25 protein-coding genes are annotated in these 26,755 nt (G+C 71.0%); 6 read left to right on the top strand and 19 right to left on the bottom strand.

The features are described 5' to 3' along the window. Positions 1 to 56 precede the first annotated feature (56 nt). From FMEAI12_RS03975 to FMEAI12_RS39175, 6 genes are all read right to left on the bottom strand, one after another. Positions 57 to 1,508, bottom strand: a complete 1,452-nt coding sequence (locus FMEAI12_RS03975; RefSeq protein ID WP_112105007.1) for a phosphotransferase — start codon at positions 1,506 to 1,508, stop codon at positions 57 to 59. Beyond that, on the bottom strand, positions 1,505 to 2,299 hold the full coding sequence (locus tag FMEAI12_RS03970; protein WP_071059803.1) for a hypothetical protein: 795 nt from the start codon (positions 2,297 to 2,299) through the stop codon (positions 1,505 to 1,507). Before FMEAI12_RS03970 ends, FMEAI12_RS03975 begins: the two co-directional genes overlap by 4 nt. A gap of 10 nt (positions 2,300 to 2,309) precedes the next feature. After that, positions 2,310 to 3,152: a hypothetical protein gene (locus FMEAI12_RS03965; RefSeq protein WP_071059802.1), complete on the bottom strand. Its 843-nt coding sequence runs from the start codon at positions 3,150 to 3,152 to the stop codon at positions 2,310 to 2,312. A gap of 109 nt (positions 3,153 to 3,261) precedes the next feature. Next, a complete protein-coding gene (locus FMEAI12_RS03960) occupies positions 3,262 to 3,873 on the bottom strand; it encodes a hypothetical protein (RefSeq protein WP_112105006.1) in 612 nt (203 codons plus the stop codon). Next, positions 3,870 to 4,547 (bottom strand): hypothetical protein, encoded by a 678-nt coding sequence (locus FMEAI12_RS03955; protein WP_112105005.1) that lies wholly within the window; start codon positions 4,545 to 4,547, stop codon positions 3,870 to 3,872. Before FMEAI12_RS03955 ends, FMEAI12_RS03960 begins: the two co-directional genes overlap by 4 nt. Next, the gene (locus FMEAI12_RS39175; protein WP_255565652.1) at positions 4,544 to 4,669 is read right to left on the bottom strand and encodes a hypothetical protein; all 126 of its coding nucleotides are present in this window, start codon (positions 4,667 to 4,669) and stop codon (positions 4,544 to 4,546) included. The genes FMEAI12_RS03955 and FMEAI12_RS39175 overlap by 4 nt, the downstream gene beginning before the upstream one ends. A gap of 120 nt (positions 4,670 to 4,789) precedes the next feature. Between FMEAI12_RS39175 and FMEAI12_RS03950 the strand changes: the two genes are divergently transcribed. Further along, the gene (locus FMEAI12_RS03950) at positions 4,790 to 5,173 is read left to right on the top strand and encodes a response regulator transcription factor (protein WP_071059823.1); all 384 of its coding nucleotides are present in this window, start codon (positions 4,790 to 4,792) and stop codon (positions 5,171 to 5,173) included. Here FMEAI12_RS03950 and FMEAI12_RS03945 read toward each other — a convergent pair. The 9 genes from FMEAI12_RS03945 to FMEAI12_RS03905 form a co-directional block, all read right to left on the bottom strand. Continuing rightward, a complete protein-coding gene (locus tag FMEAI12_RS03945) occupies positions 5,065 to 5,844 on the bottom strand; it encodes a response regulator transcription factor (protein WP_071059800.1) in 780 nt (259 codons plus the stop codon). The genes FMEAI12_RS03950 and FMEAI12_RS03945 overlap by 109 nt on opposite strands. Further along, on the bottom strand, positions 5,841 to 7,706 hold the full coding sequence (locus tag FMEAI12_RS03940; RefSeq protein WP_112105011.1) for a sensor histidine kinase: 1,866 nt from the start codon (positions 7,704 to 7,706) through the stop codon (positions 5,841 to 5,843). Before FMEAI12_RS03940 ends, FMEAI12_RS03945 begins: the two co-directional genes overlap by 4 nt. A 316-nt stretch (positions 7,707 to 8,022) precedes the next feature. Beyond that, positions 8,023 to 8,898: an LLM class F420-dependent oxidoreductase gene (locus FMEAI12_RS03935; RefSeq protein WP_071059799.1), complete on the bottom strand. Its 876-nt coding sequence runs from the start codon at positions 8,896 to 8,898 to the stop codon at positions 8,023 to 8,025. Positions 8,899 to 9,206: 308 nt separating this feature from the next. Further along, positions 9,207 to 10,586, bottom strand: coding sequence for an aldehyde dehydrogenase family protein (locus FMEAI12_RS03930; RefSeq protein WP_112105004.1), 1,380 nt, complete (start codon positions 10,584 to 10,586; stop codon positions 9,207 to 9,209). After that, entirely contained in the window at positions 10,586 to 11,677 is a 1,092-nt protein-coding gene (locus FMEAI12_RS03925; RefSeq protein WP_112105003.1) for an AMP-binding protein, read from the bottom strand. The genes FMEAI12_RS03930 and FMEAI12_RS03925 overlap by 1 nt, the downstream gene beginning before the upstream one ends. Positions 11,678 to 11,918: 241 nt before the next feature. Beyond that, positions 11,919 to 12,632 (bottom strand): response regulator transcription factor, encoded by a 714-nt coding sequence (locus FMEAI12_RS03920; protein WP_112105002.1) that lies wholly within the window; start codon positions 12,630 to 12,632, stop codon positions 11,919 to 11,921. Next, on the bottom strand, positions 12,629 to 13,924 hold the full coding sequence (locus FMEAI12_RS03915) for a sensor histidine kinase (protein ID WP_112105010.1): 1,296 nt from the start codon (positions 13,922 to 13,924) through the stop codon (positions 12,629 to 12,631). Before FMEAI12_RS03915 ends, FMEAI12_RS03920 begins: the two co-directional genes overlap by 4 nt. Before the next feature lie 16 nt (positions 13,925 to 13,940). After that, positions 13,941 to 14,789 (bottom strand): ABC transporter permease, encoded by an 849-nt coding sequence (locus FMEAI12_RS03910; RefSeq protein WP_112105001.1) that lies wholly within the window; start codon positions 14,787 to 14,789, stop codon positions 13,941 to 13,943. Next, entirely contained in the window at positions 14,786 to 15,712 is a 927-nt protein-coding gene (locus FMEAI12_RS03905; RefSeq protein WP_112105000.1) for an ABC transporter ATP-binding protein, read from the bottom strand. The genes FMEAI12_RS03910 and FMEAI12_RS03905 overlap by 4 nt, the downstream gene beginning before the upstream one ends. Positions 15,713 to 16,416: 704 nt before the next feature. Between FMEAI12_RS03905 and FMEAI12_RS03900 the strand changes: the two genes are divergently transcribed. Next, positions 16,417 to 17,136: a phosphatase PAP2 family protein gene (locus tag FMEAI12_RS03900; protein ID WP_235013676.1), complete on the top strand. Its 720-nt coding sequence runs from the start codon at positions 16,417 to 16,419 to the stop codon at positions 17,134 to 17,136. A 1,175-nt stretch (positions 17,137 to 18,311) separates the two neighbouring features. Further along, positions 18,312 to 18,917 carry a hypothetical protein gene (locus FMEAI12_RS03890; protein ID WP_235013675.1) on the top strand — a complete coding sequence of 202 codons (606 nt, stop codon included), beginning with the start codon at positions 18,312 to 18,314 and terminating at the stop codon, positions 18,915 to 18,917. 101 nt (positions 18,918 to 19,018) lie between these two features. Here the strand turns inward: FMEAI12_RS03890 and FMEAI12_RS03885 are convergent, their stop codons facing one another. Together FMEAI12_RS03885 and FMEAI12_RS03880 are read right to left on the bottom strand one after the other, a co-directional pair. After that, complete coding sequence (locus FMEAI12_RS03885; protein WP_071059792.1) at positions 19,019 to 19,771, bottom strand: TetR/AcrR family transcriptional regulator; 753 nt, start codon at positions 19,769 to 19,771, stop codon at positions 19,019 to 19,021. Continuing rightward, positions 19,771 to 20,940 (bottom strand): HAF repeat-containing protein, encoded by a 1,170-nt coding sequence (locus FMEAI12_RS03880; RefSeq protein WP_112105008.1) that lies wholly within the window; start codon positions 20,938 to 20,940, stop codon positions 19,771 to 19,773. The genes FMEAI12_RS03885 and FMEAI12_RS03880 overlap by 1 nt, the downstream gene beginning before the upstream one ends. 836 nt (positions 20,941 to 21,776) lie before the next feature. Between FMEAI12_RS03880 and FMEAI12_RS37755 the strand changes: the two genes are divergently transcribed. After that, positions 21,777 to 22,220, top strand: a complete 444-nt coding sequence (locus tag FMEAI12_RS37755) for a glycosyl hydrolase (RefSeq protein WP_368672050.1) — start codon at positions 21,777 to 21,779, stop codon at positions 22,218 to 22,220. Continuing rightward, on the top strand, positions 22,217 to 22,444 hold the full coding sequence (locus FMEAI12_RS37750) for a hypothetical protein (RefSeq protein WP_235013674.1): 228 nt from the start codon (positions 22,217 to 22,219) through the stop codon (positions 22,442 to 22,444). Before FMEAI12_RS37755 ends, FMEAI12_RS37750 begins: the two co-directional genes overlap by 4 nt. A 231-nt stretch (positions 22,445 to 22,675) precedes the next feature. Here FMEAI12_RS37750 and FMEAI12_RS36485 read toward each other — a convergent pair whose 3' ends face one another. Both FMEAI12_RS36485 and FMEAI12_RS03865 read right to left on the bottom strand, forming a co-directional pair. Next, positions 22,676 to 24,034, bottom strand: coding sequence for a hypothetical protein (locus FMEAI12_RS36485; protein ID WP_160144232.1), 1,359 nt, complete (start codon positions 24,032 to 24,034; stop codon positions 22,676 to 22,678). A gap of 1,219 nt (positions 24,035 to 25,253) precedes the next feature. Beyond that, complete coding sequence (locus FMEAI12_RS03865) at positions 25,254 to 25,733, bottom strand: SRPBCC family protein (protein ID WP_112104998.1); 480 nt, start codon at positions 25,731 to 25,733, stop codon at positions 25,254 to 25,256. 88 nt (positions 25,734 to 25,821) lie between these two features. Between FMEAI12_RS03865 and FMEAI12_RS03860 the strand changes: the two genes are divergently transcribed. Continuing rightward, complete coding sequence (locus tag FMEAI12_RS03860; protein WP_112104997.1) at positions 25,822 to 26,430, top strand: TetR/AcrR family transcriptional regulator; 609 nt, start codon at positions 25,822 to 25,824, stop codon at positions 26,428 to 26,430. The last annotated feature ends 325 nt before the right edge of the window (positions 26,431 to 26,755 follow it).

Raw genomic sequence — 26,755 nt, 5'->3', positions numbered from 1 at the left:
CATCCCGCCGCGGCCCAGCAGTTCCTCGATGCGGTACGGGCCGAACATCCGCTGCGTCATCGCGCCTTCCCCGATGGTTGTCGCCGTCGCCGTCGCCGTAGCCGGACCATGAGAACGAGGACGATCAGCGCAGGCACAAGGGCGAGCAGCGCGGAGACGGCGGCCTCGTCGGAGGGGGTCATGCCGGTGAGCGTGGCGGAGACGAGGGCACTGCCGAGCCCCCAGGCCGCCACCGTCGAGACCACCGCGAACAGGTACCAGCCCACTGCGCGCAGCCGTCGCCCCGCGGCACGCAGGGGAGCCCACTGCGCCGGTCCGGGCTGCGCCGGTCCGGGCTGCGCCGGCACTGGTCGCCCTGGTTCCGGCCGCTGTCCGGGCGGCTGCTTCCACCACACGGTCTGCCCGGCCGGCGGAGCGGGCTGGGGACGAGGCCACGGACGTGCGGCGGTGCTCTGACGCGGCGCGGCGGTGCCCTGGGGCTGTGTAGTGGTGCCCTGGACCGGCGCGGTGGTGACCTCGACCGGCGGGGTGATGACCGGGAGCGGTGCGGTGGTGGCCTCGGGCGGCGCGCCGGCTGGCGGCTGGGCGGCCGTGTGCGTCCACCAGGGGACGGGCCCCGAGATCAGCTTTTCCAGGTCGCCGGTGGCCGTCCAGCCCGGGGCGCAGCAGGCCCGCAGCCGGGCCGCGAGCTGGTCGATCCGTGGGTCGTGCAGCCGCTCGACCCACGACCACACCTCGGTCCGGTGCGGAGGCTGGTAGTCCCTGTCGCGGAAGAGCAGGTTCTCGCCGTCGTTGAGCTGCTCCCACTGTTTCGGCTCGCGGGCGAGCGCCAGCAGCGAGAGGTAGATGACGAGCCCGGGGAAGGTGTCCATCCACGGGCCCCAGGGCCGGTTCCGGGGCTGGTAGTTGCGGTGTCCGCCCTCCGACGGCGGCCGGGAGCCGGTGAACGGGGCGATCCACGAGCTGTCGAAGTCGACCAGGCGCAGCTGGCCGGCCGTGTCGACGAGCACGTTGCCGTGTTGCAGGTCGCCGTGCGCGAACCGGGCGGCCTGGGTCCGGCGCAACAGGTCACGCCAGGACGCGGCGAGCATCGCCAGCGCCGCGCGGTCGTCGGCCTCGACGAGGTCCTCGACGTGCCGGTCGAGGGTGTGCCCGTCCACCCATTCCATCTGGACCATCGGCCAGCGCCGGCCGTTGACGAGAATCGCGTCGTCCACCCAGCGGCAGCCCGCGACGTCGCCGTTGAGCCCGCGCTCGGTGAACCAGGCGTTGAGCGCGGTGTAGCGCTGCTGGGTGGAGGCGTCCTCGCGGGTGAAGAAGCGTAACGCCTGCGCGGTGCCGCCGACCGTCGCCCGGAACACGACCGCCGTGCTGCCCGACGCCGGAACGGGGATGCCCAGCATCGGGTGCACGTCGAACCGGGCCTCGACCAACTCGGGACGGTCGAACACGAGGTCGGGCCGCTGCACGGCTTTGATGTAGTCCTCGGCGGACAGCTGGTCGGTCACAAGCAGACCACCAGGGCGCCGGGCTCGGCCGTGGCGAGCCGGACCCGCAGCAGCGTGACGTCGTCGTTGCGCATCCGCCCGGCCGCGCGCTGGTCGGCGACGATCGCCGCGAACGCCGCGTCGTGGTCCAGGCCGGCGAGTGCCGCCCACAGCGACGCCTCGTCGCGATCGGCTTCCAGCAGCAGCCACTGGGCCAGCGCGTCGGTGGCGATGAAGAGCACGTCGCCCGCCCGGACCTCGCCGCTGGCCAGCTCCAGCGCACGCAGCATCGGGCCGAGTGCCTCCGGGCGGGTGCCGATCCCGTCGGGGGAGAGACCGAAGTCGTCCACGTCGATCGGCGGGAAGTGTGTGAGCAGCCGGCCGGCCCGGACGTGGAACAGCACGGTGTCCCCGAGGGCGGCGGCCTCCCAGCGGGCCCGGGGCCCGTCGAGGCCGGTGAGGCGACATCCCAGGAACGTCGCGAACGACCCCTGCGTGTGGAACTTGTGCTCCTCGATGACGGTCGCGAACCGCGCGGGCGCCCCGGCCACCCACAGCCGCTGGACCTGCTCGAACCAGGCGCGGAGCCCGTCGGGGGTGAGGTCGGGCCCGGTGTCGGCGACGAACGAGCCGACCAGGTGCGCCACCCAGCGGATCGCGTCGTAGGCCTCGGTGGCGCCGTCCACGACCACGTAGCGGGGGGCGACACCGGTGGCCGGGTCGCCGTCGTGGCAGGCGGCGGCGTCCTCCCATTCCGATGCCGCGCTGCCCAGCTTCTCCAGCCAGAAACAGGCGGAGCGGGCGAGGATCATCAGCAGGTCCTCACCGGTCGCGGACGTCGGCGACCCGGGTGCCGATCTCCAGGAACCACACGAGCGTCGCCAGGCCGGCGTTGAACACGAATCCGCGGGCACCGTCGGCGATCTCCACCCGCGCGCCGCGGGCGTTCGCGACCATCGAAGCCGGCAGCGTGCTGGAGATCGCGAACAGCTCGGGGCCCGGTTCGGGCAGGTCCGCCGCCGTGACCGGGAACAGCGCCTCGGGTGCGACGGTCGGTGACAGGAAGATGTTGAACAGCAGTGTCCGGCCGTGGCGGGTTTCGATCGAGGTGAGCCGGGCGGCCCACTCGGCGAGGTCGGCGCCGTCGAACGGGCTGTCGGTGACCATCCCGTCGGTGATGTTGATGACGATCGGCGGGAACGAGTCGGGGTGGCTGGCCGCCCACCCGTACACGTGCTCGCCCGCCGTCGCGATGGCCTGGCACATGGGGGTGCGGTAGCCGAACACCGGCTCGATCCAGACCGGGAGCCGGGAGCCGGCGACGGCGTCGACCGACTGTTCGGCCTCGACCCGCAGCGGGTTGTCGAACACCTGCGGGATCGGCACGATCGGCTGCCCGGCCAGTGCCGGCTCGACGCCCTCGCCGCCCCCCACCGGGCAGGCGCCGTAGCCGAAGACCCCGACGTCGAAGTAGTGCCTGGCCCGGCCGCCGACCTCCTTCGCCGACTTCACACACAGATCGAGCAGGATCTTGTTCACGGCGCGGGCGGCGCCCTCGGCGAGTGTGCCTCCGCTGGACTGCCACGGCTGCTTCATCGAGTCGGACCGGTCCAGCAGGAACACGATGCAGCCGGGGTTGGTACGGGAGAAGGTCTGCTCGTACATTCGTCCATCCGTCCTGGTCAACACGGTCCTGAACTCGCGGTTCTTAACTCGTGGTTCTGAACTCGCGGTTCTGGATTCGACACGGTCCTGAGCCCGGCGCGGTCCCGGGTCAACGGGTATTCCGGCGGCGACTCGCGACGACGACGACCGGCCACGTGGTTCCGGGTAGCCAGGTCCACTCGTGGCCATCGGCGCGGCAGCGGAACGCATATCCCGCGCCGGCGTGCCGGACGTCGAGGCGGAACGCGCCGCAGCGCGGGCACTGCACGACGCGGGCCGAGTCGCGCAGCTCCCCGAGATCGCGGGGAGCCGGGCGGGTCGGCGCGGTCGCGGTGGTCGGCGCCGCCGGTGGCGGGGCGTCCCTGTTCCACCACTGCCCCGTGGACGGGGCGCCGCCAGCCGGCTGCCCGACCGGCAGCACGAGCTGCGTGGTCTCCGGCTGCCCGGTCTGCGGCGGCGCGGTCTGCGGCTTCGCGCCGCCGGCGCCCGGCCCGGACGACGGGCGGTCCGGGGGCCGGGCGCGGTCTGTGAGCGGTTGCCCCAGCAGAGCGGCGAGCAGCGCGCCGACGGCGGCGGACCCGAGAACCACGGCGAGCGTCGTCTCGAACGGGCGGTCCCGGAACAGCAGGGCCCAGCCGAATCCGGCCGCGACGAGCGCCGAGGCCGCGAGCAGCGGAAGCGGAATCCGCTCCGCTCGTCCCGTCACGGCCCTGCCCGTCATGGTTTCTCCAGGCGGAACAGCACGTCGGCTGCCGGGTTGGTGACCGACTGGCACTGCTGGTCGCGGGTTTTCGTGTCGGCGAATCGCCAACCGGTCGGCGGGTCCAGGCAGACCACCGCGTTCAGCGGCAGCTCGGACGGCGTGAACTGCCCGTTCGGGTCGAGGGCGCCGCCCGGCAGCTCGCGCTGCGCGTAGCTGATCGTGACTTTGCTGTCGTTCGGGAGCGGGTCGTCCCCGTCCGTCCTGTCCGCGACCACGCGGACCTGCTCGACTGTCACCTTGGTCGGGGTGTCGGCGGACACCCGCTCCCGGATGCACACCGACGCCGGGTCCGACCCGGCCACCCGCATCGGCGTCGTCGACGAGACCACGCACACCTCGTGGTCGCCGGGAGGGACGTCCGCGGACGATCGGCCCTGCGTGACGATCCCGTCTGCGGCCAGCACGGTCGAGCCGTGCCGGATCTGGACGGTCAGGTCGTCCGGGAGCCGGGCGCCCGACGCCTCGACCAAGGTGACGGTGACCCGCTCCGGCTTGCCGGTGACCGGCGACTGCGGCGCCGACGCCGACGCCACGACGACGCTCGACAGGGCGACGGCACCGAACGCGATCGCCGCCGCGTAGCCGGGTGTCAGCACCGGATGCCGCCACAGCGACGCGCGGCGCGCTGTCATGCGCACGTGAACGGGTAGTCGACGCTGCCCGAGTCGGAGTCGGAGTCGATCTGGCCACGGACGACCACGAATACGACGATCACGGCGAACACGCGCGCGAGCCCGGTCAGGACGGCCTTCATGGGAAGGAGTGTCGGGCGAACCGGATCTGGGCACATCCGTGCCGGCACTGGCTTTCGAGAGCGGTTTTCCCAGTGCTGGCACCGAGATCCGAAACGGCCGCCGGGTGCTACCGTCCGGAGATGGACCGGGTGGCGGTGGGCCGCGTCTTCATCGTCGACGACAGCGAGCCGTTCCGCGCCGTCGCCCGCGCGCTCCTGGAGAGCGGCGGTTACCAGGTGGTGGGCGACGCCGGGACCGGGGCCGAGGCGCTGGCCGGTGTGCCCGAGGCGGGCCCCGACGTGGTACTGCTCGACATCGCCCTGCCCGACATGGACGGGTTCAGCGTCTGCCGGGCGCTACGCCGCACGGCCCCCGACGCGACCGTGGTGTTCTGCTCGGTGCGCGACGCCGAGCACTACGGCGACGCGGTCGAGCGGTCGTCCGCCGCCGGGTTCCTCCCCAAGTCGACGCTGTCGGCGGCCGCGCTGGCGCTGATCGTGGCCCGTCGAGCGGAGCGCAGGTAGGCGAGCACCGCGAGGACACGGCGGTTGTGTTCGGCCTCGTCGGGCAGCGCGAGCCGCTGGAAGACACCGCGGACGTGCGTCTCGACGGTGCGTGTCGTGAGGTGCAGCTCGTCGGCGATCGCGTTGTTGGACCGGCCCTGCGCCATCAGCGCGAGGACCTCCCGCTCCCGCGGGCTGAGCGCGGCCAGCTCGTCGCGCCGGCCGCTCCTGCCGCCGACGAGCAGCGGGACGACCTCGGGGTCGAACGCGCAGCCGTCCGCCGCCACCTGGCGCACGGCATCCAGGAAGCCGGGCCCGGTGACCCGGTCCTTCAGCAGGTAGCCGACACCGCGCGCGGTATGCCCGACCAGCTCGTCGAGGTGCGCGACCTCCAGATGCTGTGACAGGAGCAGCACGCCCGTCCCGGGATGGCTCCGCCGCAGCCGCACGGCCGCGCGCAGCCCTTCCAGGTGGTAGCCGGGCGGCATCCGGATGTCGACGACCGCGAGGTCCGGGCGGTGCCGTTCGACGGCGTCGAGCAGCTCGTCCGCGTTCCCGGACTGCGCGACTATCGCGCACCCGTCGCGTTCCAGCAGCTCGGCGAGCGCCGCCCGGAACAGCGAGGCGTCGTCGGCGAGGACGATGCGCGGTACCCCCGCGGCCGGGGCGGATGGAGTGGTGGCGGTGGTCAAGAGCCCTCCAGAGGCAACTCTGCGTGGACGGACGTCCCGGCGCCGGGGAGGCTGCGCACGACCAGGCTGCCGTCGAGCGCGGCGGTCCGGTCGCGCAGCCCGAGCAGGCCCGTTCCGGCGTTCATGTCGGCGCCGCCGACGCCGTCATCGGCGACGGTGACGAGCAGCCGGTTCCCGGACGCCCGGGCGTGGACGTGGATCTGGCTGGCGCGGGCGTGCTTCGCCGCGTTCGTCACCGCCTCGGCGGCGACGAAGTAGGCCGTCGCGGCCACCTGGTCCGGCAGCGGCGGCAACGCGGGCCCGTCGACGACCTGCACGGGGTATGCCGAGCGGGCGGCGAGCGTCCGCAGCGCGGGCAGCAGCCCGGCCTCGGTGAGCACCGCGGGATGGATGCCGCGGGCGAGCTCGCGCAGCTCCGTGACCGCCGCCTCCAGCCCGTCGGCGGCCCGCCGCAGGAGCACGCCGAGCTCGGGGTCGGGGGGAGCCGGGCCGAGCCGGTCCCGCGCCAGCCGCAGGATCAGCGCGGCCGTGACGAGCTGCTGCTGGGCGCCGTCGTGCAGATCGCGTTCGATCCGGCGGCGCTGCTCGTCGGCCGCTGCGACGATGCGGACCCGGGATGCCCGGACCTCGGTGAGCTGGGCCCGCACCTCAGCGGCGAGCCGCTGATTGTCCAGCTCCAGCGCCGCGGCCGCCGTCACGGCGTGCAGGACGTGCCGGTCGGCGCGCAGCGCCGGGTCGTGCAGGAGCACGGCGACCACGCGCACGCCGCGCCGGACCGGGGTCACCGCGTCATCCGGGCGGGGCGTCACGGGCTGCCCGTCGGCGTCCAGGTATCCGTCGGTGGAACCGGCGTCCGAACCGGCATGGTCCGGGCGGGGGTACGCGATGCGCAGCGTGGGGTCGCCGAGCGCGCGGGCCAGCAGGTGGCGCAGCTCGGTCGGCGGCATCTGCGGCAGCTGCAGGAGGAGGTCCCCGACGGCCGTGCGGCCGAGCCGGACGCGCAGCGCACCGGCCAGGAACGCCACCGGGAGCCCGAGGGTGGCGAGGTGGGCGACCTCGTTGATCAGCAGCGCGGTCGAACCGGTCAACGCCGGGTGGAGCAGCGACGCGACGCTCCCGACGAGCCCGACGCCGTACACCGGCGCGAGCACCCGGCGGGCCGGCGGGGTGGCGACGAACCAACGCCGGACGAGCAGCGCGCCGACGATGACGGCGAACACCACCTGCGTGCTGTCGACCAGCAGGTCCTGCATCCGGGCCAGGTTGGCGACGAGCAGCAGGTTCGGTGTCAACGACCGGTAGAAGGGGACGCCCAGCGGCACGAGGACGAGCACGAACACATACACCCCGCCGGTCACCGCCCGCTCGGTGCGCGTCCGCAGCCGCCCCTCGGGGAAGGCCAGCAGGAGGTGCACGAGACATCCCGAGGCGACGCACCGGAAGAACATTCCGACGGTGTGCGGCACCGGGTAGCTCGAGACCTGCAGGTCCTCGGCGAACCAGGAGATGCCGACCATCACCATGCGCAACCCCAGCCGACCCGGTCGGCGCAGGTGCGTGACGGAACCGGTCAGCAGGTAGAGCCCGCCGACGAGGCCGGAGAAGAGGGTGCTTGTCGTGTCCTCGTCCCGACCGCCGTCGGAAAGCCAGAGCACCACCGCCCCGATGACCGCGCCCACCACGGCGAGTGCCGGCACCCCGTATCTCCGGCGGAGGTCGTCCCCGTTTCCGGTCATGGACGCCGCGGGCTTGCGCCGGTGGTCCGCCGCGGGCGCGGCGGCGCCGTCGATCGCGGCGCCGCCGGGTGCCTCTCCCACGGCCGCCGTCCCCGGGAGGAGCCGCCCGCCCGCCCGATCGCGCACGGCCGCCTTCTCCACCCCCCGAACTGCCCGGAACCTGACCGGCGGATCGCTCAGGTTACTGATCGATTATTCGCCAGCCAGTGACCACCGACAAGGCAGTCGCTCACTCCGCGGAACACCGGAAAGGCGACTCGTGCCGGCCCTGCTCGCCGCTGGCGGCGTTGATGACGGAAAAGGCCTGGTAGACGGCCTCCCGCGTTGTGGTCTGGGTGACCGCCCCGGAAAATCCTTTGCGGCGACCGGCCGGGAATCGTGACACTGGCCGGGATGAATCGCGTACCTGGGCGGACCTTCAGCGCCGCGCTGGGCAGCGCCGCTAGGAAACCAGGTCGAGTGCGGTGGCGAGGGCGCGCCATTGCGGCCGGGGAACAGTCGTCGGGTCCTCGGTGAGGACGTGGATGCACACGTGGTCCGCGCCCGCGTCCTGGTGCTCCCGCACGCGGCTGAGGACCGCGTCGAGGTCACCCCAGGCGACGAGCGCGTCGACGAGGCGGTCGCTGCCGCCGCCTCCGAAGTCGTCGGGAGTGAAGCCGAGCCGGAGGAGATTGTTGGTGTAGTTCGGCAGGGTCATGTAGCGGTTCACCGTGGCGCGGGCGATCGTGCGAGCCCGCTCCGGATCGGTCTCCAGGACGACCTTCTGCTCGACGGCGAGCAGCGGACCGCTCCCGAGGATCTCTCGGGCCCGCCGCGTGTGTTCCGGTGGGACGAGGTAGGGATGCGCGCCCGCCGTGCGCTCGGCGGCGAGCGCGAGAACCCGCGGGCCGAGCGCCGCGAGCGCACGGTTCTCCCGGGGGACCGGCGTCTTCGCCGCGTCGAGGCCGTCCAGGTAGTCGACCACCTTCCGGTACGGCCGCTCGTAGCGTTGCCCGGTCGGCTCGACGTTCGCGGCGTGCCCGGCACCGATGCCGAGAAGCAGTCGGTCGGGGTGGGCCCCGGATACGCGGGCGTAGCTGGCGACCACCTGGTCCAACGGCTCGGTCCAGACGTTGACGATCCCCGTGGCCACCGCGATCCGTGACGTCGCGTCCAGCAGTGTCTCCGGCAGCGCGAGGTCACCGGCGGAGGCACCGATCCAGATCGCGTCGTACCCGAGATCCTCCAGCTCCGCGGCGATCTCCGCGTGCTGCCCGGCGTCGCCAGGCCAGTAGAACGAAGCCCGCCATACTCCGATTCCGCCGACGTCAACCGCCACGGCCCCGTCCCTTCGCTGTGACTGGCCCTTTCGCTACTCCAGCCGTCAATGGCGACGTCGTATTCCACTGGGTACGGACGGCCTCGCCCGGCAACGCGGGCTCACATCGAACTCACATCGCGGCGGCCCTATCGCGCGGGGCGAGCTTCCGCCCCGCCACCCGGGGGCCGCTCCGCCACCCGGGGGCCGCTCCGCGGCCGCGCGGCGCGTGCCGTCGAGATCCTGGACGGGCGGGCGCCGGCCCCGTCGCCTGAGTTCCCTGGAGGCCCTCGACCCTCCCTGTCGGCTGTGGTTGCCAGCGGGGGGCTTCACGGACCGGAGCGGATCATCGCCTTGCTACGCATCAGGACCTCGCCGAGGTAGCCGTCATGCGGGATGCCGGGGCGCAGCCAGGTCGTGGGGTTGTCCCCGAGGTAGAGGTTGGTGATCGACGGTTCGTCCAGCAGGGTGTCGACGAGGTCCGTCCGGGTCGTCATCGCGGTGAGGACGAGGGAGTCGCGCAGCGGGGCGACGCCGTCCCGCTCCTGCCAGGGGCCGACCCAGACGCACGGGAACGGCAGTTCGACGTTCAGCTGGGGGGCCGTGCTCGACGCGACCAGGTGCACCGCCGGCCGCAGCACCGAGCCGCCCGAGGGAAGGTCGTCGACGATGGTGTCCCCGCCGAGCAGCGCGTGCGCGTCACCGGCGACGGTGTGCAGGTAGCGGTCGAGCTGCGTCGCCGTGGCGGTCGGCTGCACCGTCAGGATCGCGTCGGGGTGGTCGGGCGGCAGGCTCGGAATCCGGCCCAGCCGCTCGGCGAGCGCCCGCGCCAGCGGTTCGGGGTCACCTTCGACGAGCACGGCGGTGGCGCAGGTGCAGGCGGTTCCCCCCAGGTGGCTGACCGAGCCGGCGATGACGTCGATCTTCTCCCGCCAGTCGACCTCGGCGGTGACGAGAATCTTCGACCGCCCTGGCCCCTGTGTCAGCACGCGCGGGTTGGCCCGGTACTTGTCGACGACGTCCTGGCCGCCGTACACGATCGCGTGGTCGGCCTCGGCGACGATGACGTCCGCGGCCGCGTAGTCGGTGGGCAGCAGGGTCAGCGCCGCAGGCGGGAAACCGGCGTCGCGCAGGGCGCTCACCAGCCGGAAGGCGGTGAACGGCTCGCGGGACGACGGCCGGAGCGCGACCTTGTATCCCAGCGCCAACGCCTCGGGCCACAGCCCGTGCACGGCCGGGGTGTTGCCGGCGGCGTGGACGGCGAAGAGGTCCCCGCGCCGGGTCCAGACCGCGGAACCGGTGGTCGTGGCCGGGTCGCGCCAGTCGGCGACCGCGCCTCGGGGCATCGCCAGCTCGACCGTGCGCCGCTGGGAACGCAGCACCTCCGCGACCCACTCGACCGACTGGCGGACCACGCCGAGCGGCACACCCGACGCCTGCGAGACGAGGTGGGCGTAGTCGTCGGGGTGCAGGCCGCCGACGGCGGCGCCGGTGAACAGGTCGGCGGCCTTGTCGAGCGCGGCGAACCGCTCGGCGGCCGGCACGGTCGGCGCCGCGCGCATCGCGGCCAGCGCCCGGCGCACGTAGAGCGTCGGCACCTGGCTGATCTCGCCGATGTGCTCCCCGGAGAGCGCGGTGAGCGGCTTGCGCTCGCGGGAGCGGTACGGCCCGGTCGGACCGAGCGCGTCGATGTGGATCTGCTCGTCCATCAGTAGACCCCTTCGATGACGGCCTGGCTGTCGAAGGTGGTGACCGGGGCGACGTCGGCGACGGCGCAGCCGAGCGCTCCGGTCAGCGGCTCGACCCGGACCGCCGTGTCCCGCTCGAGGTTGTTCGGCACCAGCGCGTACTTGGTGAGGTGGTTCATCACGACCTGGCCGCGCTCGCCGAACCCGACCTCCGCGCCGGTCCCGGGATCCACCACCTGGAAGGTGATGTACGGGCTGGGCGGATCGAACACCGCGAGCTCGTCGGAATCCTCCTGCGGGCGCTCGCGGGACATACCGAGCACCGTCGTGCTCCCGTAAAGGCCCTTGAGGGGGATTCCGGGGAATACCTCCCGCCGGAAGATGTCGCGCGAGTCGGCGTCCATGTGCGCGCCGCTCCAGCAGATGAACCGGATGTTCTTGTTGATGACCTCGACGAGCTCCGCGCGCCGCGCTATCCGCTCGAGCAGCGGTGGAGTCGTGACCAGGATTCCGACGGACTGGCTGGTAAGGATGTGCGCCGCCTGGTCGACCAGATGCTCGGCGTAGCGGTCGGCCTCCTCCAGAGCGCCGCGGGCTATGAGGTTCTTGATCCACCGGGGGTCGAGGTCGACGGTGAACCTCACGCCGTTGTGGCGGCGTGCCCTCCTGCTGGCGAAGTCGCCGAACATGTGCGGCCCGCTGGGCGCGACCGCCAGGATGTTCGTCGTCCCCAGGTCGCTGTAATGGAACTCGTCCCAGCTAAGTGCGAACTCGGCCCAGCGTTCGAACATCACGAATCTTTTCGGGGCGCCGGTCGTCCCGCCGCTCTCGAAGATTCCCGCGATCACCCGGTCCGCGCCGGTCAGCCCCCTTGGGACCAGGTCCTCGACCGGGACATCGCGGAACTCGTTGACGACGTTCGGGAAGAGCACGAGATCGGTGAAAGTCCGGACGTCGGCGATCGGGTCGAAATCCAGGCTCCGGGACCGGCGCAACCAGTACGGGCTACCGGTCTCCTCCGAGAAATGCCATCGCATCAGGGCGCCGATGTATTCGTCGGCGTCGATGGACGCGATTTCTCCCGGGGTTATGTCAAGGATTGATGGGAGCATGGACGGCCTCCGGACACGTGCGGTCGTGCAGTTCGACGATCCTGATTCTCGCCCCCGCCGAAACCAGGTCGGAGAGCGCCGAGCCGGTTCCTATCGTACGATCGCCAGATCGCCGTCTTTCATCCCCGGCTGTTGACAGTCCGAGTCCGTTTGCGGTCCGAGTCCATTTGCGGTCCGAGTGGGCGATACCCGTCCACCTGATGTTAATTTAATTGTGCGGCGTGTGGCCTGTCTCGCCCGTTTATTGCCGATTGTCGGTTCTGCGGTCCCGGGCGGTTTCGGCGCGGGCCTGCGGGCGGGTCAGGCCAAGGTCATAGGCACAGATGACGGCCTGCACCCGGTCCCGGGCGCCGATCTTCGCGAGTACGCGGCCCACGTGGGTCTTGACGGTCGATTCGGACAGGACCAGCCGCTCGGCGATCTCGCCGTTGGTCCAGCCGTGGCCGATGGCGACGAGGATCTCGCGTTCCCGTTCGGTCAGCGTGTCCAGGCGCGGGTCGGCGGCCCGCTCCCCGTCGGGAAGGGCATCGCCGAGATGCTGTGCGAAGGCGTCGAGCAGGCGCCTGGTGAGGGCGGGCGCGATGACCGCGTCGCCGACGGCGACCGCCCGGATGCCGGCGAGGAGCTCCTCGGGATAGGCGTCCTTCAGCAGGAAGCCGCTGGCGCCGGCGCGAAGCGCGGCGTGCACGTACTCGTCGAGATCGAAGGTCGTGAGCATGAGGATGCGCGAGCGGCCGCCGCCGGCCACGATCCGCCTGGTCGCCTCGATGCCGTCCATGCCTGGCATGCGGACGTCCATCAGGACGACGTCGGGATGCAGGTCCGCCGTCTGCCGTACCGCGTCCGAACCGTTCCTGGCCTCGCCGGCCACCTCCGTGTCGGGGTTGCTCTCGAGCAGCATGCGGAAGCCGAGGCGTTGCAGGGGCTGGTCGTCCACGATGAGCACGCTGATCATGTGGGGTCGCCTTCGGGCTCGTGCGGTGGGGTTTCGTGCGGGGTGAGGTCGAGGTCGGCTGCCACGCTCCATCCTCCGCCCGGGGCGGGGCCCGCCGCGACGGTGCCGCCGTAGAGCCCAGCGCGTTCCCGCATTCCGATCAGGCCGTGACCCGGCTCGCCGGGGGGAGCGGGCCGGTCGGCGGCGTCGGGTGGGCCGGTGTCCCGGATCATGATCCGAAGCCGGGTGCCGTCGATGCGCAGCGCCATGCGCACCCGGGTGCGCGGGCCGGCGTGCTTGAGGATGTTGGTGAGCGCCTCCTGGACGATGCGGTACGCCGCCAGCTGCACCCCGAGATCCAGGGCATCGAGCTCACCGGCGCTCTGGTACTCAACCTGCGGCCCGGCCGCGCGGACGCGCCGGCACAGCGAGTCGAGATCGGCGATGCGCGGCTGCGGGCTGAGATCGGGCGCCTCGGCACGCTCCCGCAGTACGCCGAGGACGCGGCGCAGCTCGCCGAGCGACCGGCGGCTGGTGTCGCCGATCAGGTTGAGCGCTTCTTTGCCGCGTTCGGGCGCGACGTCCACGGCGTACGCGCCGCCGTCAGCCAGCGCGATGATCACTGCGAGGCTGTGGCCGACGATGTCGTGCATCTCGCGGGCCATCCGGGCGCGCTCGCTGGCCGCCACGAGTCTGCTGCGCTGGTCCCGCTCGATCTCGAGCTGACGGGCCCGGTCGCGCAGCGCGGCCAGCTGCGCGCGGCGGATGCGCACCGCGAACCCCAGCGCGGCGGCCGCGACGCCGATGCTGAGGAGCAGGAAAATCAGATCCCCCACCGGCAGCACCGTGGCCAGGCGGATCACGAGCAGCACGAACGTGGCGATCGACGCGGGTACCGCCCACGGCAGGCGCCGCAGCGGCGCGTGGAGCACCAGGCTGTAAACGGCGACCAGCAGCGCGACGTCGGCGCGCAGCAGGACACCGACGGCCAGCTCGACGACGAACGCCGCCATGACCGCGTGGAACGCTGCCAGCGGGGCGCGGCGCCGCCACCACAGCGGGACGAGCAGCGCGGCCTGGAACAGCAGCATCTCGGCCAGCGGCGGCCAGACGAAGGGGATCGGCGTGTCCGGAGGGTCCCCGTCGTGCGGGAGGGCGGGCAGGCAGAACACGAGGAAGATCGTGACCACGACGGCGGTGTCCAGCGCCCAGGGGCGTGCGGTGTCCCACTGCCGGACCCGCTGTCCGGCGTGGAACAACCGGGCGGTCGCGGGATGTCCCACGAGCCCGCCGGCCGCGTCGTCGTCGCTCACCGCGAGCACCGGAGGATCAGACGTCCGACCGGACGAGCCGGTGCGCGGCCCCGCCGAGGACGAGAGCCGTCCAGCCGAGCAGGACGAGCAGCCCCGCACCGGCCGACAACGTGCCGGCGGTGTGGTGCAGGGCGAAGACCGACTCGCCGGCACTGCTGGGCAGGTACGGGGTGACGTCGGTCCGCCAGGACCTCGGCAGCAGCGACATCAGGCTGGGCACCAGCAGGAACGTGCCGACCAGGGCCGAGATCCCGCCCGCGGTCGAGCGCAGCAGTGCGCCCAGCGCCACCCCGATCACGGCGACCAGGCCGAGGTAGAGGCCCGCGCCGAGCAGGCTGCGCACGACACCACCGTCGGTGACGCTCATGGCGATGGGGGTGCGGGAAAGGATCCCGCTGGCGACGAGGAACGCGACGAACACACCGATCACGCTGAGGACGAAGGCGATCAGACCGTGGACGGCGGCCTTGGCCCACAACACCGGCAGGCGGCGCGGGACGGCCGCCAGCGTGGACCGGATCATGCCGGACGTGTACTCGCCCGAGGTCGTCAACACCCCCAGGACGCCCAGCGCGACCAGCGCGAACGGCACGCCGAACAGGGCGAGGCTCTGGGTGGTGGCATCCGCGAGGCCGGGGTCCAGGTGCTTGCCCGGCCCGGTCATCGACCTGTACTGCACCGCGGCGATGATGCCGACCGCGAACAGGAAGAGCAGCCCGAGGGTCAGCGTGATCCAGGTCGACTGCAGCGACCACAGTTTGGCCCACTCGGAACGCAGCACCCGCCGGCCGGTCACCTTCTGACCGGAGCCGGCCGTCCGGGACGGCGTTGCGGGTACGGGCCGGGTCTCAGTGATGGTGGTCATGCCGCCCTCGCCACGGTCGTCTCGGAATGGTATTCGACGGCGTCCTTGGTCAGGGCCATGAAGGCGTCCTCCAGGGAGACCGTCCGGGCGGTGAGCTCGAACAGCGCGATGCCGTGTTCAGCGGCTCTGGTCCCGATCTCGCGGGCCGACATGCCGGTCACGCTCAACTGCTCCGACCCCGTGGTCGCCGTGATCTCGACCCCGGGACCGGCCAGAAGGCCGCGCAGCCGCGCCGGGTCGGCGCTGGCGACCGCCACGGTGTCGCCGCCGGCCTGCCGGACCAGCTCCTGCACGGTGGTGTCAGCCAGGACCCGCCCGCGCCCGACGATGATGAGATGGTCGGCGACCAGCGCCACCTCGCTCATCAGGTGCGACGAGACGAAGATGGTCCGCCCGGCGGCCGCGAGGTCGGTGAGCAGATTCCGGATCCACAGCACACCCTCCGGGTCGAGCCCGTTGACCGGCTCGTCCAGCATGACGGTCTGCGGGTCCCCGAGCAGCGCCGCGGCGATGCCCAGCCGCTGGCCCATGCCGAGCGAGAAGGCACCGGCGCGCCTGCGGGCCACCGAACCCAGGCCCGTCAGCTCGATCATCTCGTCCACCCGGGCGCGGGGGATGCCGTGGGTGTACGCGAGGGCCATCAGGTGGTCGAAGGCCGTTCGTCCGGGGTGGATGGACCGCGCCTCCAGGAGCGCGCCGACCTCCCGCAGCGGAGCCGCGTGCTTCGCGTACTCCCGGCCGTTCACCGTCACCGAGCCGGCGGTCGGCGCGTCCAATCCAATGATCATTCGCATCGTGGTGGACTTACCGGCGCCGTTCGGCCCCAGAAATCCCGTCACCGAGCCCGGCCGGACGGTGAAGTCCAGACCGTCGACGGCTGTCTTCGGCCCGTATCGCTTGGTCAGCTGTCGCGCCTCGATCATCGCTTCCCTCTCAGACCTGTCCGCCGGGTTCCCGGCGTCCTGCTGGGAGACGCTAGGCGTGGGCCCGAGACGATTCGTCATACCGCGGTCCGATCTTCGGGCCCGGCCCTGGTACCGCGGTACCAGGGCCGACAGCCCAGGTACCGCGGTACGCGGATGCCATCCGGATGCCGCTTCCTGCCTGTCTACGGCGGCCAGCCGGGAAAGACACCTACTGGCTATTGCTTCCGGTCAGCACAGCGGGGTTCCGGCCAGTTTCACGACCTGGCGGAGCAGTCATACAGCGGGGAGCTGATGGTGATAGGGGAGGGCCGTCCCACATCGTCCTCACATGTTGGCCGTCCTAGTCTTCGGGCGAGGCGCGGTCTTCGGACGGGGCACACCCGGCGGGCGGGACGCGCTCTTCGGTCGAGGCGTGTCGCGGGGCCCGAAACGACCGCGGAACCGAACGCGAAAGCTCGGCCGCGGAAGGAGGAAGCGCGCAGGCAACGGCCGCGAAAAACCAGTCGCGAACGACCGACGGATAAGGCTCGACCGGGGAACAGGACCGTTGAAAACGATCATCATCGGCTGTGTCGCGGCGCCTGACATCAAGGCGGGGGCCATCGTGTCCCGACGGGCCCTGCCGGCGACCCATGTGATGATCACCGATGTGCCGACGGAGACTCCTGTTGGCGGACATGCGTCGACCCGGCGGGCAACCGGTGCGTTCGACCTCTGACCGGGTGGTGGGCCTGCCCGGTTCGGAGCGGGCCCGCACCGAGACCATCCGGTACACCGTCGCCGGAGCGGCGGGGGTCCTGCTCACGGTGCTGCTGGGCGCCGTCGTCCTCCGGAGTGGAACGCCGTTCGGGTTCGATGCCGGGTGGCACCGATGGGTGTTGGCTCACCGTGACCCCGGGCTGTCCGATGTCGCGGTCGCCGTCACCGACACCGGCGTCGGTGCCTGCGCCTACTGTCTTGCCGCGGTCGCCGGCGCCCTGGCGGTGTCGCGGTGGCGGCGGTGGTGGCTGGGCGCCGTCGCAGGGGTCGTGGCGCTGCTGCTGGGACAGCTGTTGAGGACCTCGCTGGCGGTCATCGTCGGTCGGGCGCGACCGCCGGTGGCACACTGGATAACCTATCCGTCCGGCTTCGCGTTTCCGTCCGGCCACACGACCACCTCGGCGCTGGTGGCCGCGGGTCTCGCCGCGGTGCTGTACCGCCGGGCCCGCAGGCGCTCCACCAGGGTCGCGGCTGTCGCGGTCCCGGGCATCTGGGCGTTCACTGTGGGGCTCAGCCGGATCTACCTCGGGGTGCACTGGCCCACTGATGTTTTCGCCGGATGGCTGTTGGCCACAGTCCTCGCTGTTGTCTGCCTGCCGTCGCTGGGCGCCCTGCTCGCGTGGATCGGCCGGGATCAGCCAGACCGGCCGGACCCCTGCTGATCGCCATCTTCGTCGCGTGGAAGCGCGCCGGGCCGCTCTTCCGGCGTCGGGCCGGCCGAGGCAGGTGTGGAACAGATCGAAGCACGTCCGGCCGGATATCTTTCTATCGATCACTGTGGTGCGATTGGCGGCGTCCCCGGCCGGTACCTGAGCTGAGCGGGAGCGGTGGCCGCCGAGGACGGCGTCGTGGCCGCGGAGCGGTCCGTGGCGAAACGGGATCGGGCGGCGCAGCGCCCGGCCGCCTTGTCCGCCTGTCGCAGCCGTGCCGGCGGTGCGGTCGTGCGTTCTATGCGCGCAAAGCCACATTGGCACGGACCTCCCGGATTGCGTGTGACGCTCCGAGAGGCTAGCGGTGTTACCGGTAGCAGCGATGCTGGTTCTACGGTGTTGAGTGTGGCCGGGATTGTGAACCTGCGGGACATTGCCGAGTGACTCGGCGTCTCTCGGGCACGCGCTGATCAGCTCTCGCGCCGGCCATCGTTCCCCGCCCCGTTTACAGCGTCGCGTCCGATGAGGATCTGGGACCGCGATGAGATGGCGGCCTGGACCGCGCGGTACCGGCCCGACGCTGTGGGCAAGCGCGACGTCGACCAGCCGCGAACGGCCTCGAGGGGTGCCGGGTTAACGCCAATGAGGTGCGTTTGCTTACGGGTAAACATGGGCAATGGGCTAACTATGTCAGGCGCGATCCTCCCTGAAGTTCGGCAGCTCGCCGCGCGGAAAGTGGCCCAGGCGTATGCTGGTACCTCAAAAATTCCGGACAATGTGGACGAGTTCCCATCCGGTTCCTGAAAATCTGTGCCTGATTTAAATAATCAGTTCCGCGTGGGCGTGCTTCGGCCGTCATCGCGACGTTGCATCTTAGCGCTTTGAATGCCGGCCTGATTGGCAGGAGCCGGTCGGTCGCCGGTTATCTGCTGGCCAGCCGGCGAAGTCGCACGACCGCCAGTCGCTCGTCTCCTCACCGCTGTCTCCTTGCCATGTACTCTTGTCTCATCGGGATCGTGATGGCTCTCAGGGTCAAAAGTCCTCTGGGAATCTACTTCCGTCCGGTGTACTGCGAGTGCGTGGAGGCAGCAGGAACGGTGGCTACTCGGATACCTAGGAGGAGAGCCGACCAGGGGACGGTTCGACTTAACACGCGCGATCTGCACGCGCTCGAGTGGATCTTCGATATGCATGCGGTCTTCGAGACCGACCTGCCTGACGTGCTCAACCCCGCTCGGCTCATCTCGAAGAACGCGGCACGGTCGATCGTGACCCGTTGGGCGAACGCCGGGGTCGCATACGCCGAGCCGGTGCTCGCCAACCAGGGCCGCCTCGTCCGTCTGACGCCGGACGGGGAGAGGCTCGTCAGCACCGGTGACAGAGCCTCACCCGTGGCGGCACCGGGCGCGGCCGCGGCGGCTGTCCACCATGCGATGGTGGCGCGAGCGCGGCTGCGGCTGGAGCGCGACGGTCTCCCCGACCTGGTCGTCGTGGGCTGGCTCAGCGAACGGCAATGGCGGATGGAGAACCGGTCCCAGGTCGCCGCCGGCGAGCAGATACCCGACGGAATAGCGCGTCTGGACAGCGGCGACCTCTGCCCGGTGCACGTCGGGCACACGGGTGTCGAATTTATTCGGATCAGGTCAACTATTATGGACATCCTCGGCAAGTACGGGACCGTCATCGTCGCCGTACCTGGCGATATCGCGCCGCTCGCGCAGTCGACCTGGAGCGGGCCGGACTTCTCCGGCCCCGGAGCGGATCACAGTGGCCTGCACTTGATCATCATTTGAGGGAAGACTCCAGTTACGAGACGGTCGATGCGTGCCCGCGCCGTGGAGGCCCGCCTACCGCGGGGATGCTCTCCGCGCCACGCACCGCCTTCGAAGCACGGCTAGGGATGACCGCCGCGGTCGCTAATCTGCCAGCCGTTCGCGACGAGTGACAGCAGCCGGTCAAGATATGCGCCTGTATCATGATCTTGTGAATGCTGGACGCTGATTTCTCCCTTTTCGCCGGCGGCCGGCTGGGCCTCGGGCGTGCCGGAATTTCGCTCGCCGCCGCCAGGGCCCAGCGCCGACACGAGCGCGGCCGTGACCGCCACCAGGTCGTCCACGGTGATATCGGCGCGCGCGCTGCCGGCGCGCTGAGCACGGGCGAGCACTCCGGCTCCGGCGTCACCGAGCGGGGTGGCGGGGGAGGCGGGCGGCGCCGCCCGCGGTAGCGGAGCGATTGGCGGGCCCTCGATCTCGAGGACGAAGACCCCCTGCCGGGCCAGGAGGTGCCTCGCGAGCTGCCTGAGCCAGGCGGCGAGCGCTGCGCCGGGCGGGAGCCGGTCGCCCAGCTCGTCCGCCTGGCGGCGGAGCCCGGCGACATCCTCGCGGTACACGGCTTCGATCAGGTCCTCGCGGTTGGCGAAGTTCCGGTAGAGCGTCGCCGGGCCGACCCCGGCGCGTCGCGCGATCGTGTTCAACGGTGCGTTCGTGCCGAGTTCGGCGAAGACCGCCCGCGCCGCGGTCAGCAGGCGCTCCTGGTTGCGGACGGCGTCGGAGCGCCGGGGCCGTTCTGCTGGTCTGTAGTCGGTGCCGGCGTCGCCACGCTGGCCGCTCGCCGTGGCATGCGGCGCACCGCCGCTCTCAGGCACCACTACGGTGTCCAGAAGGCGGCGTGGGGGACGGGGCTCGAGACGCTCACCGCCTCACCGAGAACGACTCCACCGGCCGTCACGTGACTGGCCGAGCTCTGCCTCCCGCCGAGGGTGCCGAGATCGGTGACCACTCCGTGCCGCCAGCGGAACGCATGCCCGTCCCCGGCCGGGAGCTCGACCGTTCCGCAGACCACGCCGGAGTCGTTGAGCCCGGCCGGGTCGACCCAACCCTCGCCGAAACCGTGGATCTCGGTGAGGTCGCCGCCGGACCAGAGGAATGCCCGAACTCCCCCGCCGTAGCTGCGCACGAGCACCTGGCCGGCATTGTTCACCGCGACGGCTTCGCTGTGCTCATCTCCAACGAGTGTCCCGAGATCTGTCATTGTTCCGTTCTGCCAGCAGAACGCGTGGGTCCGGTCGTCCGCCGTGCCGCTGCTCCCGATGACCAGCCCGGCGTTGTTCACGCCGGACGCACTGCTCCAGGTGCCACCGAGGGTGCCGAGGTCATGCATACGGCGGTCGGACCACACGAACGCGTGGTCGGCCCCGCTGCGCGTCTGACTCGTACCGACCACCAGGCCGAGGTCGTTGACGGCGGCGGCGGAGCTCTCCGGGCCGCCAAGGGTGCCGAGGTCCTCGCTGATGTGTTCCCGCCACAGACAGGCATGCCGATCGCCGCTGTCGGTGCTGCTGCTGCCCGCGACCAGGCCCAGGCCGTTGACGCTCACGGCGATACTGAAATGCCCTCCCGGGATGTCCGTGCCGCCCAGGTAGGGAAGCGCGGAGTGGATGCCGTAGCTCCAGCGGAATGCCTGCGGGCCCTGCCTGCCAATCATCTCGCCGACCACGACGCCCAGAGAGCTCATGGCGATCGGACGGCTGCTCCCGGGGAGGCTGCGAACCGTGTCGGCCTGCCACAGGAAGCCGTCGACCCGGTCCCGGCCGCTCTGCCAGAGGCCGGCCAGCAGGCCACTGGCGTTCCCACACACCAGGAGGCCCGGGGCGCCCGGTGGCCCGGTGACGGCGGTCGCGGCCGGGCGGGCCTGCCACGGTGGTCGCGCCGCGGTGGCCGAGGCGTCCGCTGACGTCGGGTTGCTCAGGTTGACCGGCCCCGAGGAAGCGGCGGCCACCACCGCGAGGCGCGCGACTGGTTGACGGTCACTTACCATCACAGGTTTCACTCCATTTGTCTGGCACCGGGAGTTCGGTGGTCCACGACGTTGCCCGAGCGTGAACCCCTGGTGCGGTAATCGGGTGTGTCGAGACCGGCATCGGCGTCCGAGAATTTCATTCTGCGGCATCGGCCGACCGTCTGCGACACATCATCAGACCACGTGCGTGCCACAAAATATTGCGCACTCCGTCTCGCGATCTGATCTCCTGCCGGATCTTTTCCAGGAGAAAACCTGGCTGTAGTGGCGGAGAGGTTCCAGGAATTCGCCGAGTAATGTCTCGAAAGTCCCTGGTGATGGCTTGGTCAGTGGCTCGGTAATTGCTGGTGAGGTCGCGGTTGTCCTCGGCGTCGACGGCTGCCGAACCAGCCGGGATGGCTGACAGGTCAGGGACCATCCTGCCCGCGGGCGCCCGGGTCGGCTGTTCCCCGCCGCCGGCCACGTCGATGCCTCGAGCGAGCCCGAGCGGGCCGAACGGCCGTTCCCCGAGGCGTGGTCCCTTCATTTGCGCAATGCCCGCTTCGTGTGCGCAATGCCCGCTTCGTGCGCGTGGCGCCGCCCCGGGTCGGTCACAACCCCGGACCGGCAATCATGATCTTGGGGCGGCTCTGCGGCGGCTGGTGCGAAACCGGCGCGGATGCCGACCCGACCCACGACCGCGGGGCCGCCGGACTGGTCACTCGCGCGGGCCGCTGGACCGGGCCACCCGCGCCGAGCCGCGCTCGCGGTGCGGCCGTCAGTTCCGATCTCCTGCAGAGGTTCGCCACCTGGCCGGGCCGGCTGATAATCGGGGCTTCACCGTTCCCGGAGAACATCGGTGCGAGTAATGCGACCTGCGTCACCGGCGCATATGTTTCGTACTGGCGGAACTTCGTAACACGCTGAACGCGTTCGGCCGCCAGAACTCGATCATCCGGCTTTCCCGGGAGGCGAACGGCAACTGGTTCCCGTGGTCCGCCACAAACCCGACAGACTTCATCAACTGCTGGCGCCACGTGGTGGACGCCATCAGGCCCACGGCCGAACCCGATCCCGAAAAGTCGTGGAGCCTCAACGCCAACTACTCGCAGAACCCGCCGAGCCACAACACGATCGACATGTATCCGGGCGACGCCTGGGTCGACACCGTCGGTCTGGACTCCTACGATGCCTGGTCGGTGTCACGCACGAAGGCGGAATTCGACGCCCAGGCCACAGCGGTTGGCGGACTGACCTGTTGGTACAACTTCGCCACGGCGTACAACAAGGCGTTCGGTATCGGCGAGTGGGGGTCGTGAGTGGCGCTGGATCGAACGGAGGAGGCGACAGCGCCAACTTCGTCCAGTGGATGTACGACTGGTTCCTGGAACATGCGGGGAAGGGGCTGGTGTACGAGTTCTACTTCGGCGACTGTGGTCCAGGGAACGTCGGTTCCAACCTGTACCGACCTCTCGGGCCCGGCTGCGTCTACCGGAACCCGAACGCTGCCGCCCGCTACCAGCAACTCTACCGACGGACATAGGCCCGACCGGACCTCGCGACGAGGGAGCGCCAGCGGCCGCGGGCCAGCCGAGGTGGAAGGCTTCCCGATCTTGGAAGCCTCCCACCTCGGCCGCTCCGTGCTCTTTGCGGGCTCTGCTTCGGATCCCCCGCGACATTCCCTCGATGATCTGTGGGAGGCATGCCGGGTGGCGGCGTCGGTGCCGCTATCCCGACAGTCGGCCGCTGACTGCGTCCCGGCTTACGCCGGTGATCAACCGGCGTAGTACGGCACGGCGGATACCGCGGTCGGTGCGGCAGGCGCGGCAATAGGCAGCCCGCCACCGCCACCGCCACCGGAGGGTGTGCCGCCACCGCCACCGCCACCGCCTCCACCGCCGCTTCCGCCGCCGGCGGGTGTGCCGCCGCCGCCACTGCCGCCGCCGCCGCCGGCGGGTGTGCCGCCTCCGCCTCCGCTTCCGCCGCCGGCGGGTGTGCCACCACCGCTACCTCCGCCGCCTGCGGGTGCGCCGCTACCGCTACCGCCACCGCCGGTGCCACCGCCGCCGGTGCCGGTGCCGGTGCCGGTACCACCGCCGGTGCCGCCGCCCGTGCCGGTCCCACCGCCTCCGCCGCCGGTCCCGCCGCCGCCGGTGCCGGTGCCGGTACCACCGCCGGTGCCGCCGCCCGTGTCGGTCCCACCGCCTCCGCCGCCGGTCCCGCCGCCGCCGGCGGGTGCACCGCCGCCGCCGGTGCCGGTGCCGGTACCACCGCCGGTGCCGCCGCCCGTGTCGGTCCCACCACCGGGTACGCCGCTGCCGCCGGTGCCGGTGCCGGTCCCACCGCCGGTGCCGCCGCCCGTGCCGGTCCCACCACCGGGTACGCCGCCGCCGCCGGTCCCGCCGCCAGCACCAGCGCCAACACCGGCACCGACTGTCGGCGTCGCGCCCACTCCGCCGCCCGGAATCACCGCGGGCGCGGGAGTCCCGGCGCATGTGGAGACGCCGACGGCCGGAACGGTCACCAGGAGGTTCCCGGTCGTCTCGTTCCACGGCGAAGCGATCACGGCCATGGCGTGGGACGGCAGCTCCAGAGACTGCCGCGGGCCGAGAGTGGAGATGCCGGAGCCCTGGCTGGTGTCAAACCAGCCGAAGCCGAACGCGACGTCCGACTGGTTGCTCACCCGCCAGGCGGGACCTGCGCCGGTGCAGGTGTAGCTGAGCCGCAGCGGATTGGTCTCGAAGTCATCGATGCCGTTGATTTCCCGGTCGAAGGGGAGCCGGAACGGGAGCAGGGACAGGAACTGGTCCAGCGTCGCGTCGCCGGTACCGGTCGGTGTCGCCGAAGGGCTGCTGATGATGACGCCCGGGCCGGTGCCCGGGGACGGGCTCGGACCAACGCCCGGGGTGGCCCCGGGTGCGGCACTCGGCGAGGCGCTCGGATCGAGGTTGACGGTTATCCCGCTTCCCGCGGGAGCGGTGGGATCCGGCGAGCCGAGGATGCCCTCGGCGATGTCGGCGGACGGGCTCGCGGTCGCAGTCGGCATGGGAACGGCCCAGGCCGGTACGGCCGCCGCCGTCATGGCCGCGCCGAGAACGCCGGCCGTGACGGCCCGCATTCTGGTGATACGCATTAATCCTTCTCCCTTGACTGTGACGAGTCGCCATGACACTCACCGACGGCGCCCGTCGAACCGCCCTTATCGGGAGTACGGCGGTCCGGCGCAGGGTGTGGATCAGCGTTTGCCGGTCAGTCTCGACTTGCGCAGAAAACTACCAACGCCAGGTTCACCACAACCCGGGAGGGTCTGGGGCGAGGGAGAGTTCGAGTGCTCCTCCGTGTTAATCGCGTACTGTGCGGATGACCTTGTTACGCGAGTCCGGATCTGTGGTCGGCTACGGCTGGCCGATGATCGGGATCCTCGACTCGGCCAGCATGGACGATCTTCGACGTTGGCTGCGCCGCAGGCATTTTCGATTCAGCTCCGCAGCTAAATGTCCGAAATACTCTGTTTGTTCGTCTTGGCGGCAGATGGCGGAGCGTAGTCGGTTGGATGCCTGACGTGGTCAGATCCTGGTGTGGTCCAGGTGTGTGGAGGCGGTCGGTCGGTGGGCCGCCGGGCTCGGTATTCGGCTTCATTGGCCCATTCGGGTAGGCAAATTCGGGTAGGTGCCCAAGGCGGCCGGTCGGGGTGAAAGGCGGCCGCCCTGGCGTCTCCGCGCTCACGCCGACGGCCCGGTGTCGAACATGGCCGAACGGGTACCCGGCCGCGTCCCGGTGCGGTCCAATGGGCGGGCCGATGCCGCGATCAAGGTCCTGGCCTGCGTCAATGGGTTGACGTGGCGACTCTGCGTGCGCCCTGCGGGGTTGAGGTCCGCTGACGACCGCTCGCCTTCGGATCGATTTCGCGTGTCATCGGGATGCGGTGGAAGCGGGGGTTGACCCGAGATCTCGACCGTGGAGCCCGAGATAGCTGAGAAGAAATGCTCGGCTGACTACTTCGTCGCGTTCTGGCCTCGGACCGGCGGCCCGGCCTGGGCTCCCGGGCCTACCCTCGCGGTGGGTGGTCCTGAGGAGAGCCGTCCGCGGAATCGGCGGGATCGTTTTCCGGCGGCGATGATCCGGAATGTGATCGATTCGTGCCCGTGTTTCGCGGGCTCATGCCGAAATTCTGGGTTGAATTTCGCTTACGGGGCCTCGATCTGATCTGATCTGATCAGATCGAGGCAGGCTGGGTCCGTAACTCGGTCCGCCCCGCCAGTCCACGAATCGCGCTGCGAGGCACCCAGGGCCGGCGGCCTCGCGCGGATGACGGCTGAATTCCGGTGGCCGTGCAGGTGAGGTTCGGCGTTTCAGCTGCCGCTCCGGCCGGCGCGGGACCGCTGCTCGCAGTGCTGTCGCAGGCACTGGGCCTCGGTGTCGACGTAGCGGCGGACCAGGCGCGCCATGAAAAGCGCCACCACCGGCGCCAGCGGCCCGGACTGCCGCAGGCTCAGCCGCACCGTGACCTTGCCGTCCTCCGCGGCGGGCGTGATGCGGTGGTCGGCGACCGTGGTCATGCCGGTGGCCCTGGAGATCCAGGAGAAGCCCGAGCCCGGGGTCAGGTCGGTCACGGTCCACTCGGCCGCGGGCAGCCGGGGCTGCCGAATCCGCACGACGCTGCCGTCGCGCAGTTCGCCGTCAGCCCCCGAGCTCCCGACCGCCGCGGGCCGTGCCGCCATGTCCACGGTGGTCATCGTCGGAGTCCAGGTGGGCCAGCGTTCGACGTCCCGCATCACCGCCCAGACCTCGTCGGACGTGGCGTCGATGGTCACCGAGGTCTCGTAGTACATCGGGTGCCTCCTGTGGGGTGATCGGTTTCTCGACCGGCGCCGGGTGGCGCCGCGACTTGTACCAAGTGGTACATGTACCATCTGGTACATGGCGTCGCAAGGTCAGCTGCCGGACAGTCCGCGCACCAGCGCGGGGCGGCGTGCGCGGGAAGCCCTGCTGGAAGACGTCATCGCGCACCTGGCGGAGCACGGGATCGGCGACCTGAGTCTGCGCCAACTGGCGACCGCTCTCGGCACCAGCCATCGCATGATCATTTACCATTTCGGTTCACGGGACGGCCTCCTCGTCGAGGTGGTGCGCGCGATGGAGGAACAGCAACGAGCCGCGTTCGCCGAGATGCAGCGCGAACCGGCAGCCTCCGCGGTCGAGCTCGGCCGCCAGATGTGGCGACGGCTGAGCCAGCCCGAACTGGCTCCGTTCGAGCGCCTCTTCTTCGAGATCTACGGCCAGGCGCTGCAGGGTCGCGCCTACGCCCAACCGCTGCTGGACGGAGTCGTCGAGGACTGGCTCGGCCCGATGACCGAGTTCCTGGTGCGTGACGGCCTGCCGCCGGCCGCGGCACGCACGCAGGCCCGCCTCGCACTCGCAACTACTCGCGGCCTGCTCCTGGACCTGCTCGCCACCGGCGACCGGGAGGGCGTCGACCTGGCAATGGAACGAATGCTCGCCACGTTCGAACCACCAACCTCCAGGTGACGACGCGTCCGAGTGACCTGGGCGCGGCGGTCGGCTGAGTGCTGAACCTGACCTTGGGTTCCGAATCTGACCGGGATGCCGGATTGAGCTGGTCAGCGGCAGCCGCCCGGGGCCGACCGCACATCTGGAGTCGGCCTGTCCCAGGCTCTGTCCGGGGCCGGCCCTGCCGACCAACCGTGACGGGTGCTGGCTGGGGTGAGGCGGGTTCTGGGTCGGGGTTTGGTTGCTTCAGGTGTTCGGTTAACCCCTGAGGGTTGTTTGGTTGGAGTGTGGGCTTAGGTGGTGATTTCTTTGCGGCTTGTGGGCTGGGCGTGGGGCGGGGCGG

The sequence above is a fragment of the Parafrankia sp. Ea1.12 genome (genome assembly GCF_900465275.1).
In the GTDB taxonomy this organism is placed as follows: Bacteria; Actinomycetota; Actinomycetes; order Frankiales; family Frankiaceae; genus Parafrankia; species Parafrankia soli.
This window is presented reverse-complemented; position numbering and strand designations above follow the sequence as displayed.